This window comes from Achromobacter sp. SLBN-14, from assembly GCF_006715415.1.
Taxonomy (GTDB): domain Bacteria; phylum Pseudomonadota; class Gammaproteobacteria; order Burkholderiales; family Burkholderiaceae_B; genus Achromobacter; species Achromobacter mucicolens.
The window spans coordinates 1,248,785-1,263,017 of record NZ_VFNE01000001.1 but is presented as its reverse complement, the minus strand read 5'-3'; the positions used below and the strand labels follow the sequence as shown (position 1 = coordinate 1,263,017).

14 protein-coding genes are annotated in these 14,233 nt (G+C 65.1%); 8 read left to right on the top strand and 6 right to left on the bottom strand.

The features are described from left to right. Nucleotides 1-49: 49 nt before the first annotated feature. Nucleotides 50-2,797: a pitrilysin family protein gene (locus tag FBY20_RS05755; RefSeq protein WP_142050650.1), complete on the bottom strand. Its 2,748-nt coding sequence runs from the start codon at nt 2,795-2,797 to the stop codon at nt 50-52. A gap of 132 nt (nt 2,798-2,929) precedes the next feature. On the opposite strand from FBY20_RS05755, the gene FBY20_RS05750 reads away from it, so the two are divergent. The 3 genes from FBY20_RS05750 (at nt 2,930) to FBY20_RS05740 (ending at nt 4,830) form a co-directional block, all read left to right on the top strand. Beyond that, on the top strand, nt 2,930-3,529 hold the full coding sequence (locus tag FBY20_RS05750) for a GNAT family N-acetyltransferase (RefSeq protein ID WP_142050647.1): 600 nt from the start codon (nt 2,930-2,932) through the stop codon (nt 3,527-3,529). 247 nt (nt 3,530-3,776) lie between these two features. Next, the gene (locus FBY20_RS05745) at nt 3,777-4,157 is read left to right on the top strand and encodes a hypothetical protein (protein WP_056322693.1); all 381 of its coding nucleotides are present in this window, start codon (nt 3,777-3,779) and stop codon (nt 4,155-4,157) included. A gap of 115 nt (nt 4,158-4,272) precedes the next feature. Further along, entirely contained in the window at nt 4,273-4,830 is a 558-nt protein-coding gene (locus FBY20_RS05740) for a GNAT family N-acetyltransferase (protein WP_056321301.1), read from the top strand. A gap of 25 nt (nt 4,831-4,855) precedes the next feature. Here FBY20_RS05740 and FBY20_RS05735 read toward each other — a convergent pair whose 3' ends face one another. Both FBY20_RS05735 and FBY20_RS05730 read right to left on the bottom strand, forming a co-directional pair. Beyond that, nucleotides 4,856-6,028, bottom strand: coding sequence for a VWA domain-containing protein (locus tag FBY20_RS05735; protein ID WP_056321305.1), 1,173 nt, complete (start codon nt 6,026-6,028; stop codon nt 4,856-4,858). Between the two features lie 25 nt (nt 6,029-6,053). Then, on the bottom strand, nt 6,054-6,935 hold the full coding sequence (locus tag FBY20_RS05730; RefSeq protein ID WP_062840388.1) for a MoxR family ATPase: 882 nt from the start codon (nt 6,933-6,935) through the stop codon (nt 6,054-6,056). 175 nt (nt 6,936-7,110) lie between these two features. On the opposite strand from FBY20_RS05730, the gene FBY20_RS05725 reads away from it, so the two are divergent. Continuing rightward, nucleotides 7,111-7,464, top strand: coding sequence for a cytochrome c (locus FBY20_RS05725; protein ID WP_142050644.1), 354 nt, complete (start codon nt 7,111-7,113; stop codon nt 7,462-7,464). Nucleotides 7,465-7,476: 12 nt separating this feature from the next. Further along, the gene (locus tag FBY20_RS05720) at nt 7,477-7,839 is read left to right on the top strand and encodes a cytochrome c (protein ID WP_062840389.1); all 363 of its coding nucleotides are present in this window, start codon (nt 7,477-7,479) and stop codon (nt 7,837-7,839) included. Between the two features lie 65 nt (nt 7,840-7,904). Here the strand turns inward: FBY20_RS05720 and FBY20_RS05715 are convergent, their stop codons facing one another. Next, on the bottom strand, nt 7,905-8,330 hold the full coding sequence (locus FBY20_RS05715) for a DUF1841 family protein (protein WP_062840390.1): 426 nt from the start codon (nt 8,328-8,330) through the stop codon (nt 7,905-7,907). 205 nt (nt 8,331-8,535) lie between these two features. Between FBY20_RS05715 and icd the strand changes: the two genes are divergently transcribed. The 3 genes from icd to FBY20_RS05700 all read left to right on the top strand — a co-directional run bounded on the left by icd (nt 8,536) and on the right by FBY20_RS05700 (nt 12,974). Continuing rightward, the gene (gene icd / locus FBY20_RS05710; protein WP_056321319.1) at nt 8,536-9,792 is read left to right on the top strand and encodes an NADP-dependent isocitrate dehydrogenase; all 1,257 of its coding nucleotides are present in this window, start codon (nt 8,536-8,538) and stop codon (nt 9,790-9,792) included. Between the two features lie 153 nt (nt 9,793-9,945). Then, on the top strand, nt 9,946-11,205 hold the full coding sequence (locus FBY20_RS05705; RefSeq protein ID WP_062840391.1) for an O-antigen ligase: 1,260 nt from the start codon (nt 9,946-9,948) through the stop codon (nt 11,203-11,205). A 212-nt stretch (nt 11,206-11,417) separates the two neighbouring features. Next, nucleotides 11,418-12,974, top strand: coding sequence for a methyl-accepting chemotaxis protein (locus FBY20_RS05700; protein WP_142050641.1), 1,557 nt, complete (start codon nt 11,418-11,420; stop codon nt 12,972-12,974). Here the strand turns inward: FBY20_RS05700 and FBY20_RS05695 are convergent. Next, nucleotides 12,937-13,836: a 4-hydroxy-tetrahydrodipicolinate synthase gene (locus FBY20_RS05695; RefSeq protein ID WP_142050638.1), complete on the bottom strand. Its 900-nt coding sequence runs from the start codon at nt 13,834-13,836 to the stop codon at nt 12,937-12,939. The two genes, FBY20_RS05700 and FBY20_RS05695, sit on opposite strands and share 38 nt — an antisense overlap. A 3-nt stretch (nt 13,837-13,839) precedes the next feature. After that, complete coding sequence (locus FBY20_RS05690) at nt 13,840-14,166, bottom strand: hypothetical protein (protein ID WP_255452249.1); 327 nt, start codon at nt 14,164-14,166, stop codon at nt 13,840-13,842. Nucleotides 14,167-14,233 lie beyond the last annotated feature (67 nt).

The window sequence follows — 14,233 nt, the reverse complement described above, 5'->3', positions numbered from 1 at the left end:
ATGCAAAAAAAACCCCTGCCGAAGCAGGGGTTTTGCAATTGGCAATGCGTCAGGGCTTCTTGAAGTCTCCTGCCAGCGCCGTGCTGAATCCGTCAGGACGCACGTACTTGCGCAGCGCGGCGTTCACCGCCTCTGGCGTCAAGGCCGAGATCTTCTTGTCCATCTCGGCCGACCACGCAAACGTGCGACCACGCTCCAGATAGTCCAGCCAGGTGCTAGCCAATACATCGTCCTGCGCGCGCGCCAGATTGCGGTAGTTCAGCAACGCCGTGATGCCCTCCGAGATTTCCTTGTCCGAGAAGCCATCCTTCAGGACCCGCGCCAGTTCTTCATTGATTGCCTTCTCGAGGCGCTCGCGATTCTGCGGCGCGTAGATCGCATAGATGCTCCAGCTTGCGGCAGGTTCGAACGACGACACCGACAGCGAGCTGCGCACGTTGTACGACAGACCTTCGGTCTCGCGCACCCGGTTCCACAGCCGCGACGTTTCCGACGCGCCGAACAGATAGTTGGCCAGATACAGCGCCGCATAATCCGCGTCCGTGTCCTGCAGCTTCAGCGGCATGCGCGACAGATAGAACGCGTTGGCCTTGTCCGGCGTATTGATGTCGAACTGCTTGGCCGGCACGTCGCGATACGGGTTTGGCACGCGGGTATAGGCCGGCGCCTTCTTCCAGCCGGCAAGTCCCGCGCGCAGCGATTTTTCCACCGCTTCCGGCTCGAAATCGCCCACCGCCGAGAACTCGATGTCGCCCGCGCCGTAGAACTTCGCGTGGAACTTGGCCAGTGCCTCGCGATTCAGCGCGCGCACGCCGGCCAGCGACTCCTCGAACGTCGGCACGTAACGCAGGTCGTCGGCAGGCCACGGATTGTCGTGGCGGGCCAGCGTACGGCTGGCCAGGGCCGACGGCTCCGTCATCGCGTTCTGGATCGAGGTCTCGAGCTGACGCTGGTATTCCTCGACTTGTTCCTTCGGGAAGCTGGCGTTGCGGATGATCTCCAGCGCCAGCGCCGTCAGCTCCGGCAGATTTTCGCCCTTGGTCGACATCGCTACCTTCAGCGTCGTGCCGCCGCCGCTAAAGCCCAGCTCGGCCTGCAGCTTGTCCAGACGGTCCTGAATGTCCTGGCGCGTCAGCTTGTCCGTGCCGCGCAGCAGCAGGTCGGCGGCCGCGCTGGAATTCACGCGTTGGCCCAGCAGGTCCTTTTCGTTGCCGAATTGAATCAGCATCTGCGCCTGCACGCGGCTGCCGCGCGTGGCCTTGGGCAACAGCGCCAGTTTCACCGGGCCATTGGGCAGGTCTAGCGTCGTGCGCTTGGTCAGCTTGTCGATGTTGGCCGGCGAGGGATCGAACGCCGAGGCGGCCTTGAAGTCCGGATCGCCCTTGTAGTCCTTGAACACCGCCGTGAGGTCCACGCGCTGCGTCTGGGGCGCGCGCACCGGCTTTTCGGTCGGGATGTAGCGGCCTTCGATGCGGTTGCTCTGCACCAGATAGGTCGTCGCGGCCTTTTGCACTTCGGCCAGCGTGGCCTGGCGCGCGCGGTCGCGCTGCAGGAAAAAGAGACGCCAGTCGCCCGCGGCGATCGCTTCAGATAGTGCCACGCCGACTTGTTCGGGGTCGCTGTAGGTCTGTTCCCACGAGGTCAGCCACTTGCTGCGCGCGCGGTCCAGCTCCTGCTGCGTGAACGGCTTTTTGTCGAGCGACTCCAGCGTGCCCGTCAGCGCCGTCATGGCCGCGTCCAGGTCCTTGCCCGGCGTCAGTTGCGCGGCGAACATCGCCAGTCCCGGATCCAGATTTTCCATCGTGAACCCGAACACGCCCGAGGCCAGCTTGGTCGGAACCAGCGCATGGTACAGACGGCCCGACGGCGTGTCGGCCAGGATCGTGGTGGCCAGGTCGAACGGCACGAAGTCCGCGCTGGCGCCGGCGGGGATGTGATACATCGCCGCGACCAGCGGCGTGCCGCCCGTGCGGCGCAGCGTCACCGACCGCTCGCCGTCCTGCGCCGGTTCCACCGTGTATTCCGGCGGCAGCTTGCGGTCGGGCTTGGGCAGCTTGCCCAGCGTGGCCTCGATGTCCGCCAGCGTCGTCTGCGGGTCGAACTTGCCCGCCACGATCAGCACGGCGTTATCGGGCTGGTAGTACTCGTGGTAGAAGGCGCGCAACTGCGCGATGTCCACGTTTTCAACGTCCGAGCGGGCGCCGATCGTGTTCTTGCCGTAGCTGTGCCACTGGTAGGCCGCCGACTGCATCTTCTGCATCAGGATGCGGAAAGGATTGTTCTCGCCGCTTTCCATTTCATTGCGGACCACGGTCATTTCCGAGTCCAGGTCTTCCTTGGCGATTAGCGAATTGACCATCGCATCGGCCTGCCAGCCGAGATACCACTTCAGCGTCTCGGGGTTGGCCGCGAAGCTGGCGAAATAGTTGGTACGGTCGCTGGAAGTCGACCCGTTGGCCTGCAGGCCGCGGCGCGAGAACTCGCCCATCGCGTTACGCGTGGTGGACGTGCCCTTGAACAGCATGTGTTCCAAGAGGTGCGCCATGCCGGTCTGGCCGTAGTTTTCGTTGCGCGAGCCCACCAGGTAGGTCATGTTGACCGTGGTGGACGGCTTGGATTCGTCGGGTACCAGGAGCACCCGCAGGCCATTGGCCAGGCGGTATTCGGTGATGCCTTCGATCGAGGCGGCCTCCGTGACGCCGGCCGGCAGGCTGGCGGCTCCGGCCTGAAAGGCCAGGAAGGAGGAAAACAGCAGCACGCCCAGGGGGCGCGGCAGCTTCGACAGGGACAAGCGCATGGCGGATCATTCCTTTGGCATGGCAGAATCCGTTGGAGTGTATACGTTGGCAATGGTTCAGGCGCTGCGGCGGGCCTCCCGCCAAAGCCGCCGCATCGCTTAAGCGCCCGCCGCAATGCCGAGGAAATTCCTATGTCCCTGACCGTCGAAGTCCAAACGCCCCGCCTGGTGCTGCGGCAATGGCGGGCTTCCGATCGCAAGCCCTTTGCGGCCCTGAACGCGGACCCGACAGTGACGCAGTTCCTGCTGCCGCTCACGCCCCAGGAAAGCGATGCGCTGGCCGACAGGCTGGCCGCGGGCATCGACGAGCACGGCTGGGGCTTCTGGGCGGTGGAAGCGCCCGGCGTGGCGCCCTTCATCGGCTTCGTGGGTATCAAGCCGCTGGCGCCTGCGTTGCCCTTTGCGCCGGGGGTGGAAATCGGCTGGCGTCTCGCGCAGTCATTCTGGGGACGGGGCTACGCCAGCGAGGCGGCCGGCGCGGCCCTTGGCGTGGGCTTCGAGCAGGTCGCGCTGGATGAGATCGTTGCCTTCACCGCCACGGATAACCAGCGGTCCCGCGCCGTCATGGACCGCCTGGGCATGGTGGCCGACCCGCAGCCCTTCGACCACCCGGCGGTCCCGGCGGGCCATCCTTTGCGCGCCCACGTGCTGTACCGCATCGGGCGTGACGCGTGGCGCCGCCGGCGCGACGCGGGAGGCGCTCCAGACGCTGCGGTGTTTGCAGCGGCATAAGCGGCGCGAAGCCGCATTGGGTCTTATGCTGCGGTGCAGCAACCCTGATTTCCCAGGGGATTTGAATCGGTTCCGGTCGCGGGTGTAAGCTTTTAAGCACGCATTCGCTGTTGCCGACGGGATGCGCGACAGCCGTTTTACCGGCTTCCCGTCCAACGCCAGACGCCGCCGCAGCGCGGCGCCGGTGCTTGTCGTTCGCGCCTTCGCCGCCGGCATCCTGCTGGCGCATTCTACGGAGGAACGACCCATGCTGACCGAGATCGTCACGCGTGCCTTGTCCCAACTGACCGGCAATGCCCTGAATGGCGACGGCATCAAAGGACAGTTTCAGTACGCTTATGCCAGTGATGACGGCCAATACGTGGCCATATTGACCCATGACATGACCACCTACGTGGTGGACCTGAGTTCCCAGCGGTATTTCGCGGAGTGCGGCGGATCGCCTCGCGGATTTGCCGGCCATGTGCTTGAAATGGAGGGCGCCACCGCGCGCTCCCATCCGTGGCCCGCCGCGCAAGATTTGTTCGACCTGGACATGGACGCCGACGAATTGGCATGGCGGCAGTGCCCGGGTTTGCGCCATGCGGGAAACGGCGCGCATCGATCTGTGGAGAGCCGCGCCGCCTGAGAGTGGCCAGAAGCGGCAACATTTCACTGAACCGGCGACATCGCCGGTTTTTTTTCGCCCTGTGCCCCGTTTACGCCGGTAGGCGGCGCCCGGCCCGGTCGCTAAAATCCTGGCCATGACAACGCCCGCCGAACTCCGCGCCCCGCAAGGCTGCACCCTGGTCCTGTGCACGCACGCGCGCCACGCCGACCAGATCCTGGCCATTTTCAATGACGCCATCGCGAACTCCACCGCGCTGTACGACTACAAGCCGCGGCCGCGCGAGGCCATGCAGGGCTGGTTCCAGGCCAAGGAGCAGGGCGGATTTCCGGTCTTGGGTCTGGAAAACGAAGACGGCGAATTGATGGCGTTCGCGACCTACGGCACGTTCCGCGCGTTTCCGGCGTTCAAGTATTCGGTCGAGCATTCCGTCTACGTGGACGGGCGCTTTCGCGGGCGCGGCCTGGGCGAGGCGATGATGGGCCTCCTGATCGAACGGGCGCGCGCCGATGGCGTGCACGTCATGGTCGGCGGCATCGATGCGTCCAATCAGGGCAGCATCCGGCTGCATGAAAAGCTGGGGTTCGTGCATGCCGGCACCATCCGCGAGGCCGGCTTCAAATTCGGCCGCTGGCTCGACCTGGCCTTTTATCAGCTGACGCTTAACACGCCGGAAAACCCGGTCGACGGCTGAGATCGGCGGCTGGCGCCCTCGGCCTCTACTTCGACAGCATCCGCATCGCCTGCTCCAGCCCGGCGACAGTCACGGGATACATGCGGTCCTGCATGATGTCGCGCATCAAGGCAATGGACTGGCGGTACTGCCAGGAAGCCGTGGGCTCGGGGTTCAGCCACACCGACTTGGGCCAGGCGTCCAGCAACCGGCGCATCCATTCGGCGCCGGGTTCCTTGTTGTAGTGTTCGACCGAGCCCCCGGGCTGAAGGATCTCGTAGGGACTCATGGTGGCGTCGCCCACGATGATCAGGCGCCAGTCCGGGTTGTACTTGCGCAGTACGTCCCAGGTGTCGAAGCGCTCGTTCTGGCGCCGGCGGTTGCTCTGCCACAGGCTTTCGTACGGGCAGTTGTGGAAGTAATAGACCTCGAGGTTGCGGAACTCGCTGCGGGCCGCCGAAAACAGTTCCTCGACGCGGCCGATGTGGTCGTCCATGCTGCCGCCCACGTCCAGCAGCATCAGCACTTTCACCGTGTTGTGGCGTTCCGGGACCATGCGCAGGTCCAGATGGCCGGCGTTGCGCGCGGTGCTGGCGATGGTGTCGTCCAGGTCCAGTTCCAGATCGGCGCCTTGGCGCGCGAAGCGGCGCAGGCGGCGCAATGCCACCTTGAAGTTGCGCGTGCCCAGTTCGACCTGGTCGTCGTAGTCCTTGAACTGGCGCATGTCCCAGACCTTGACCGCCGTGCGGTTGCCGGCCGATGCGCCGCCCACGCGGATGCCTTCGGGGTGATAGCCGCCGTTGCCGAAGGGCGAGGTGCCACCCGTGCCGATCCATTTGCTGCCACCCGCGTGGCGCTCCTTCTGCTCATCCATGCGCTCCTTGAAGAGCTCCATGAGCTTGTCCCAGCCGTGCTTTTCGATGGCGGCCTTTTCTTCGGGCGACAGGCTTTTTTCGAACTGCTTGATGAGCCAGTCGAGCGGGATCTCCTTGCCTGCGGGCAACGCGGCCTCGATGCCGCGGTAGTACGCGCCAAACGCCTTGTCGTAGCGGTCGTAGAGCGATTCGTCCTTGACAAGCGTGGCGCGCGCCAGGAAGTAGAACTCGTCCAGCGTGGGCGACATCAGGTCCTGGCGCAAGGCGTCCACCAGCGTCAGGTATTCCTTGACCGAGACCGGCAGCTTGTGCGCCCGGAGGTGATAGAAGAAGTCGATCAGCATGTGCGTGCCGCCCTTGGATGCGGGATCAGCGGCGCTGGCCGCCGCGCGTCATGGCCGCCAGGCGTTCAAGAAGATGCACGTCCTGCTCGTTCTTGAGCAGCGCGCCGGCCATCAGCGGCACGGCGGTGGCGGTGTGCGCGTCGATCTGCGCGGCCGAGACGTCCTCGGCCAGCAAGAGGCGCAGCCAATCCAGCAGTTCGGACGTGGACGGCTTTTTCTTCAGGCCCGGCGCATCGCGCAGCGCGAAGAACGTGTCCAGCGCGGCGCGCAGCACGTCCTGCTTCAGATCCGGATAGTGGACCGCCACGATGTCGCGCATCGTGTCGCGATCGGGAAAGCGGATGTAGTGAAAGAAGCAGCGGCGCAGGAACGCGTCGGGCAGGTCCTTTTCGTTGTTGGACGTGATGATGACGAGCGGACGGTGGCGCGCGGAGATGGTCTCGCGCGTCTCGTACACATGGAACTCCATGCGGTCCAGTTCGCGCAGCAGGTCATTGGGGAATTCGATGTCGGCCTTGTCGATCTCGTCGATCAGCAGCACCACCGGCTCGTGCGACTGGAACGCCTGCCACAGCGTGCCCTGCACGATGTAGTTGCGGATATCGCGGACTTTCTCGTCGCCCAGCTGCGAATCGCGCAGCCGCGAGACGGCGTCGTATTCATACAGGCCCTGGTGCGCCTTGGTGGTGGACTTGATGTGCCATTGCAGCAGCGGCCGTCCCAGCGCGCGGGCCACTTCCTCGGCCAGCATCGTCTTGCCGGTGCCGGGTTCGCCCTTGATGAGAAGCGGGCGCTGCAAGGTGAGGGCGGCGTTCACGGCGAGCTTGAGATCGTCGGTGGCGACGTAGCTGTCGGTGCCATCGAAGCGGACTGGCTTGGCGGAGGAGGCGGTCTGGGCTGCGGGCATGATCTGATGGCTTCTGTGGTTTGATTGGGATCAACACTAACGCAAGGTATTAATCCTGAGCAATTATCGTACAATCAGGCGGTTTTGCTTTGGGTTCCACCCGCAACGTGTTTGCAGAGGGCCTTTTCGTGTGAGCAGGCCCTAGTCCTTAGCCATACCAAGAAGAGTCATTCCAATGAAGTTGCGAACCTCTCTGAAGTACACGGTTTCCGTGTTGGCCACGATGGCGTCCTGTGCGATCGCCGGCCAGGCTGTTGCTGCAGACGCAGCGCCGGTCGGTAATGTCCAGAATGCCCGAGACAAGGTTTCGATGTGCATCGGTTGCCATGGCATCCCAGGCTACAAGGCATCGTTTCCCGAGCTTTACCATGTTCCGATGATTGCTGGCCAAAACGCCAAGTACATCGAAACGGCCCTCAACGAGTACAAGAAAGGCGCGCGCAGCCATCCCACGATGGATGCCGTCGCCGGCAGCTTGACCGACCAGGATATCGCCGACCTGGCCGCGTACTACTCGAATCTCAAGTAAGGGGGCAACACCATGAACCGCACCATGCTTGCCCTTGCGGGCGCGACCCTGGCCATTTCGGGCGCAGCCGCCCAGGCGCAGGACCTGGCGGCCGGCAAGGCCGTCTTCGACAAATTCAACTGCGCCTCGTGCCACGGCGCCGACGCCAAGACGGCGGTGGATCCCGCCTATCCGACGCTGGCCGGGCAGCACGCCGATTACCTGGTGCATGCCCTGAAGGCCTACAAGCGCGGCGCCTCCGGCAGCGCGGCCACGGCCAATGTGCGCAAGAACCCGATCATGGGCGCCTTTGCCACGCAGCTGTCCGACCAGGACATCTCCAATGTGTCGGCGTGGCTGGCGTCGCTGCCCAGCGACCTGGGCGTCCGGCGCTAAGACGCGCCCGCTGCGGCGGGTGTGCAAGCAAAAAACCCTCGCTAGCGAGGGTTTTTTTGTTTGGGTCAGAGGCTGGCACGGCGGCGGATCAGGTCGATGTAGGTGTCGCTGTCCAGCGGCGTGCCCAGGCGCTGCGCTTCCCAGACGACCTGGCCCAGGCATTCCATGATTTCGTGGGCGGCGTGGTGCGCGTCCGAGCGCGCCGTCAGCTGCTGGTAGGCTTGGCGGATGCCGGGCGGATGGTCGATGGACAGTTGTTCCGCGATCGCCAGGTGCATGGACAGGTGCAGGAACGGGTTGGTCCGGCCTTTTTCCACCGCGTATTCGGCCGTCATGGCCTCGGGGCTTTCGAGGTCTGCGTGGTATTCCGGGTGCTCGATGATCCAGTCCAGCGCGATCGCCTCCAGCGGGGTCAGGACCTCGTTGGCGCGGTGCTTGCGCCAGGTTTCGATAAAGAATTCGCGAACTTGGTCGCGGGAGGGATTGAACATCGGGAGGGGGCCAAAAGCAGGATGGAGTCGCGTTATTTTACCGCCCCACGATGCAGCTCAGGTTTCGCCCGGCGCTTTGCGATATAGAATGGGCTGCTATCCGCCATCCGGTGTGCGGTTCGCAGGAGGCGGTATGACCCGCGGAATCGGACGTTGTCCGATCCTGGCGCGTGCAGAAAAACCACCCGGAGCAAATGGAGCATTCATGTCCTACCAACATATCAAGGTTCCCGCCGGCGGCCAGAAAATCACGGTCAACGCCGATTTCTCGCTGAATGTGCCTGACCAGCCCGTCATCCCCTTCATCGAAGGCGACGGCACGGGCGCCGACATCACCCCCGTCATGATCAAGGTCGTCGACGCGGCAGTGCAGAAGGCGTATGGCGGCAAGCGCAAGATCCATTGGATGGAGGTCTACGCCGGCGAAAAGGCCACCAAGGTCTACGGCCCGGACGTGTGGCTGCCCGACGAAACCCTGGAAGTCGTCAAAGACTACGTGGTTTCCATCAAGGGCCCGCTGACCACCCCGGTCGGCGGCGGCATCCGGTCGCTGAACGTGGCCCTGCGCCAGCAGCTGGACCTGTACGTGTGCCTGCGCCCCGTGGCGTACTTCAAGGGCGTGCCGTCCCCGGTGCGCGAGCCCGAAAAGACCAACATGGTGATCTTCCGCGAGAACTCGGAAGACATCTACGCCGGCATCGAATACATGGCCGAAAGCGAGCAGGCCAAGGAACTGATCCAGTTCCTGCAGACCAAGCTCGGCGTCAAGAAGATCCGGTTCCCGAACACCTCGTCCATCGGCATCAAGCCGGTGTCGCGTGAAGGCACCGAGCGCCTGGTCCGCAAGGCCGCCCAGTACGTCATCGACAACGACCGTACGTCGCTGACGCTGGTGCACAAGGGCAACATCATGAAGTTCACCGAAGGCGGCTTCCGCGATTGGGGCTACGAGCTCCTGCAGAAGGAGTTCGGCGCGCAGCTGATCGACGGCGGCCCGTGGTGCAAGTTCAAGAATCCCAAGACCGGCCGCGAGATCATCGTCAAGGACGTGATTGCCGATGCGTTCCTGCAGCAGATCCTGCTGCGTCCCGCGGAATACGATGTCATCGCCACCCTGAACCTGAATGGCGACTACATTTCGGACGCGCTGGCCGCGCAAGTGGGCGGCATCGGCATCGCCCCGGGCGCCAACATGTCCGATTCCGTGGCCATGTTCGAGGCCACCCACGGCACGGCGCCCAAGTATGCCGGCAAGGACTACGTGAACCCCGGTTCCGAAATCCTGTCCGCCGAAATGATGCTGCGCCACATGGGCTGGACCGAAGCGGCGGACCTGATCATCTCCAGCATGGAAAAGTCGATCCAGTCCAAGAAGGTCACGTACGACTTTGCCCGTCTGCTCGAAGGCGCGACGCAGGTGTCGTGCTCCGGCTTTGGCCAGGTGATGATCGAAAACATGTAAGCCGCGAAAAGGGCCCCCCGCAAGGCTGTCTGCCGTGCAAGGCCCGGCTCCCGCTCTTTCGCCAAACCCGCCCGCCTTCATGGCCGGCGGGTTTTCTCTAACCACCGGCATGACGCGCATCGTGCGTGCTTTGTTCTTTTCAGGTTGATTGTTGTGCCCCGACTGTATGTAACCCTGGCCGCCTGGCTGGTGCTGCTGATGCCCGCCCTGGCGCTGACCAGCCCCGTGGGCGGCCCCGCCGTTCTGTATCTGAGTGCCTTGATTGCCCTGACCGCGATCACCATGAACGCCGTCAAGCGCTACGAGCCCATGGATTTCCGCGCGCTCTGGCCCCTTTCCCTGGCGCTGCTTTCGCCGCTGGCCTGTCTGCTGATCACCTCGGCCGTGAAAGGCATGTGGAGCAGTTCCGAACTTGAGAAACTGCTTCGGTTTGCCTTGGCGCTTCCCGTCCTGTGGTTGCTGCTGCGTGCGCCGCAACGCCTGCTTCGCCATATCGAATGGACCATCCTGGCCGGTGCGCTGGCCGGGTCCATCCTCTTGATCGTGACGATGCTCTCGGGCGGCCGCGGCGCGGTGGTCGAGGTGGGCGGACGCTACAACGCCGTGGCCTTTGCCAACATGGTGCTGCTGCTGGGCGGCATGACGTTGCTGTCGCTGGGCTGGGGGCCGGGCTCGCGCTGGCCGCGCCTGGAAACGGCGGTCAAGCTGGTGGCCGTGGCGCTGGCCGTGGTCGCGACCTGGCTGTCCGAGACCCGGAGCAGCTGGATGCTGTTGCCCATTCTGGGCCTGGTCTTTCTGCTTGGGCTGCGCAACTGGCGCCGGCGCCACAAGGTGTATTGCGCGCTGGCTGTCTGCGTGGCGCTGGTCGCCAGCGCGGCGGCCATCTGGACCTTCAGCAGCCGCATGCAACAGATCACCCACGACGTTCAGGGCTTTTCCACGTCGGCCAACCGCGATACGTCGTTCGGCATCCGGCTGCAGCTGTGGCATGCCTCGTTCCTGATGTTCGAAAAGAGCCCGATCGTGGGCATCGGCCCCAGCCGGTTCCGCGAGGAGCTGCGCGAGCTGCAGAAGCAGGGCATCGTGACGCAGGAAGTGGTTGATGGATTTGGCGAGCCGCACAACGACCTGCTGGCCGCCATGGCGGGATACGGCCTGCTGGGTCTGTTGAGCATGCTGGCGCTGTATCTGGTGCCGGCGGGCGTGTTCTTCCGGCGCCTGGCCAGCGACGACCGGGTCATCCGGGTGGGCGCGCAGATGGGGCTCTTGTTCTGCCTGAGCTACTGCGCGTTCAGCATGACCGAGATGATGTTCCGCAATATGCGCAGCGTGCCCACCTATGCGCTCATCATGGTGGCGCTGATTGCCCTGACGACGCCGCGGCCGCAGCGCGTCGCCCCGCCCGGGGGCTAGGGCACGCGGGCATCGTCCCGCCGGCCGGGTTGAAGAAGAACGCAAGGCGCGAGTCGCCTTGCGTTTTTTTTGTGGAAATTGAGCTAGATCAAAGTGACTAGTCAAATCGAATTCAAACGAAGTTTGAAATAGTATGCTCGTCGGTCGGTCTACATAAAAAGTCACAATCCGCTGATTTTTGTTTCGAGTCGCGGTCATGCAGAAGAGAGTCGATGAGTCATTCCAGCTTGCGCAGGGAACTGTTGTGGTTCGTGTTTGCCATTGGCGCCGCCGTCCTGGCGCTGGGCGTGTGGGACGCCTGGCAGCGGCGCGCCGAGATGATGGAGGACCGCAAGACGGAGCTTCGCCACGTGATCGACATGGCTGCGGGCGTCGTCAGCGGGGGTAAGCGGCGCGTGCAGGAAGGCGTGCCGCTGGCCGAAGCCAAGCGCGACGTGGCGCGCCAGCTGTCGGCAATGCGGTACGGCGCAGATGGTTATGTGGGCGCGTTTGGCGACGACTTTGATTTATTGGTGCATCCCGACGCGAAGCGGGTTGGCACGAACGTGCGCGCCACGCGCGACAGCGACGGGCAGCCGCTCTTTGAGAACCTTTACGCGCAAGGCAAGGCGGGCGGCGGCTACGTGCGCTACCTGTTCCCGCGGCCGGGCGCCGAGGATCCGCTGCCCAAACTGACCTACGCGGCCTACGACCCGGAATGGGGCTGGCTGATGTTCACGGGCCTGTATGTCGACGACGTCGACGCGGCGTTCTACGGCACGCTATGGCGGCAGGGCAGCGTGACGCTGGTGTTGCTGGCCCTGGTGCTGGCGGCGGCGCTGCGCTTTTTCAGCACGCATATCCTGCGGCCGCTCGATGAGGCGGTGGCCGTGTGCGAGCGGGTGGCCAATGGGGACCTGTCCAGCGCCATCTCGCACCATCATCGCGGCGAAATCGGCCGGCTGTTCGGCGCAATGGCGCGGATGCAGCAGCGGCTGGACGCGGCGGTGCGCACCATCGTGCATTCCACCGCGTCCATTGCGGCCGCCTCGCGCCAGATCGCCGCGGGCAGCGTGGACCTGTCGGACCGCACGGAACAGCAGGCGGCCGCCTTGGAGCAGACTGCGGCCAGCGTGGAAGAGATCACCGCCACGGCCCGGCAAAGCGCCGAGCACGTGCGCGAGGTCAGCGCGTTGGCCGCCGAGGCCGCGCGCCTGGCCCGGCAGGGCAGCGACGAGACGCAGCACGCCATCGATGCCATGCGCGAGATCTCGCACAGTTCGCAGCGCATCGACGAGATCATCCGGTTGATCGACGAGATCGCGTTCCAGACCAATATCCTGGCGCTGAACGCTGCCGTCGAAGCCGCGCGCGCTGGAGAGCAGGGCCGCGGCTTTGCCGTGGTGGCAGGCGAAGTCCGGGCCTTGGCCCAGCGCTCGGCCACGGCCGCCAAAGAGATCAAGACGCTGATCGAGGCCTCGTCCGCATCCGTGGCGCGCGGCAGCCAACGCGTGGAGCAGGCAAGCGCCACCATGGGCAGCGTGCTGGACTCGGCGGCCACCAGCGCGCCGCTGATGAGCGAAATCGCCACGGCGTCCGGCGAGCAAAGCGCGGGCATCGAGCAGATCAACGTGACCGTGACGCATCTGGACGGCGCCACCCAGCAGAATGCCGCACTGGTGCAGGAGTTCGCGGCCTCGGCCGCCACGCTGCACGGACAGGCGGGCGACCTGGCGCGCGCCGTGTCGATCTTCAAGCTGTCTGCAACCGGTCAGCCGATGCCGGGATGAGGTCCAGGGCGCGCCGCAGCCGCGCGCTCAGCTCGCGGCTGGCGGGCATCATGGGCAGGCGCAGCTCGTCGGCGATGAGGCCCTGCATGGCCAGCGCGCGCTTGACCGGCGCGGGATTGGGCTCGCTGAACAGTAGCCGGATCAGGGGGCGCAAAGGGTCGAAGCATTCGCGAGCGGCCTGCGCGTCGCCCGACTGCGCCAGCGCCATCAGCGCGACAAAGCGCTCCGGATAAAGGTGCGCGGCCGCGGGAATGGCGCCGCGTCCGCCCGCCAAAAAGTGGTCCAGCAAAGCCAGGTCCTCGCCGCACAGGGCATTCAGCCGGCCCCGCGCATTCAAGGCGGCCAGCACGGCCGGATTGCATTCCTTCACCGCGCCGAAGTTGGGCAGCACCGCCAGCGCCTCCATGGTTTCGACCGTCATGGCGACGCCCGCGCGCTTGGGGATGTTGTACAGGATGATGGGACGCTCTGTCGCCCACGCGATCTGCCGGTAGTGCCACAGAATTCCGGCCTGCGACGGACCCAGGTAATACGGCGGCGGGACCAGGTAGCCGGCCGGCGCGTACCGGTCCAGCCGGCGCACCGCCGTGGCCACGCCCCGGGTGTCGACGCCGCCCGCGCCCAGGACCAGCGGCAGCGCGTGCGAGTCGCTGTTGATGGCCTCGATCATCTGGACCTTCTCCGGCATGCTCAAGAGGTTGCCCTCGCCGGTGGAGCCAAAGAGCACCAGGCCGGCGATGCCGGCGTTGCGGTAATAGCGGGCCAACGCCTGCGCGGCGTCCAGATCCACGTGGCCGCCCCGCATGGGCGTCACCATTGGCAGCCACAGGCCCTCGAACATGGGTTTGGGACTCGGGTGCATGGCTCAGCGCTCCGTGACGGCAGTCGCCGGGCGCGCCGGCCCGAACTCCGCGCTGGGCAGGCCGCGCATGACCGCGGACATCATGGCGTCCAGTTCGCCGCGTTCGCATTGCAGTTCCAGCGTGCTTTGGGCGTGCGCGTGGTCCACCGACAGCAGGTAGACGCTAATGCGGTCGCCCAATGCGCGGTGCAGGGCCAGCCGCACGTTCAGGGCGTCCAGCGTATCGATGCGCACGGTCAGCGCAATCAGGCGGCATTGCGGCTGCGGCGCGGGCGAGGCGGCAACGGGGGCGGCTATCGGAACCTGGCGAAGGCGCGGTCGGGGAATCATGGCGGTTTGAGGGCGGGGGCCGTTGAGGGCGTCCCGCGTATCCGGTGGGTTGTTGACGATTCCACTA

What these genes read in the sequence shown, in the direction of transcription:
- FBY20_RS05755 (WP_142050650.1), bottom strand. Translation starts at nt 2,797, where the DNA reads ATGCGCTTGTCCCTGTCGAAGCTGCCGCGCCCCCTGGGCGTGCTGCTG.
- FBY20_RS05750 (WP_142050647.1), top strand. Translation starts at nt 2,930, where the DNA reads ATGTCCCTGACCGTCGAAGTCCAAACGCCCCGCCTGGTGCTGCGGCAA.
- FBY20_RS05745 (WP_056322693.1), top strand. Translation starts at nt 3,777, where the DNA reads ATGCTGACCGAGATCGTCACGCGTGCCTTGTCCCAACTGACCGGCAAT.
- FBY20_RS05740 (WP_056321301.1), top strand. Translation starts at nt 4,273, where the DNA reads ATGACAACGCCCGCCGAACTCCGCGCCCCGCAAGGCTGCACCCTGGTC.
- FBY20_RS05735 (WP_056321305.1), bottom strand. Translation starts at nt 6,028, where the DNA reads ATGCTGATCGACTTCTTCTATCACCTCCGGGCGCACAAGCTGCCGGTC.
- FBY20_RS05730 (WP_062840388.1), bottom strand. Translation starts at nt 6,935, where the DNA reads ATGCCCGCAGCCCAGACCGCCTCCTCCGCCAAGCCAGTCCGCTTCGAT.
- FBY20_RS05725 (WP_142050644.1), top strand. Translation starts at nt 7,111, where the DNA reads ATGAAGTTGCGAACCTCTCTGAAGTACACGGTTTCCGTGTTGGCCACG.
- FBY20_RS05720 (WP_062840389.1), top strand. Translation starts at nt 7,477, where the DNA reads ATGAACCGCACCATGCTTGCCCTTGCGGGCGCGACCCTGGCCATTTCG.
- FBY20_RS05715 (WP_062840390.1), bottom strand. Translation starts at nt 8,330, where the DNA reads ATGTTCAATCCCTCCCGCGACCAAGTTCGCGAATTCTTTATCGAAACC.
- icd (WP_056321319.1), top strand. Translation starts at nt 8,536, where the DNA reads ATGTCCTACCAACATATCAAGGTTCCCGCCGGCGGCCAGAAAATCACG.
- FBY20_RS05700 (WP_142050641.1), top strand. Translation starts at nt 11,418, where the DNA reads ATGAGTCATTCCAGCTTGCGCAGGGAACTGTTGTGGTTCGTGTTTGCC.
- FBY20_RS05695 (WP_142050638.1), bottom strand. Translation starts at nt 13,836, where the DNA reads ATGCACCCGAGTCCCAAACCCATGTTCGAGGGCCTGTGGCTGCCAATG.
- FBY20_RS05690 (WP_255452249.1), bottom strand. Translation starts at nt 14,166, where the DNA reads ATGATTCCCCGACCGCGCCTTCGCCAGGTTCCGATAGCCGCCCCCGTT.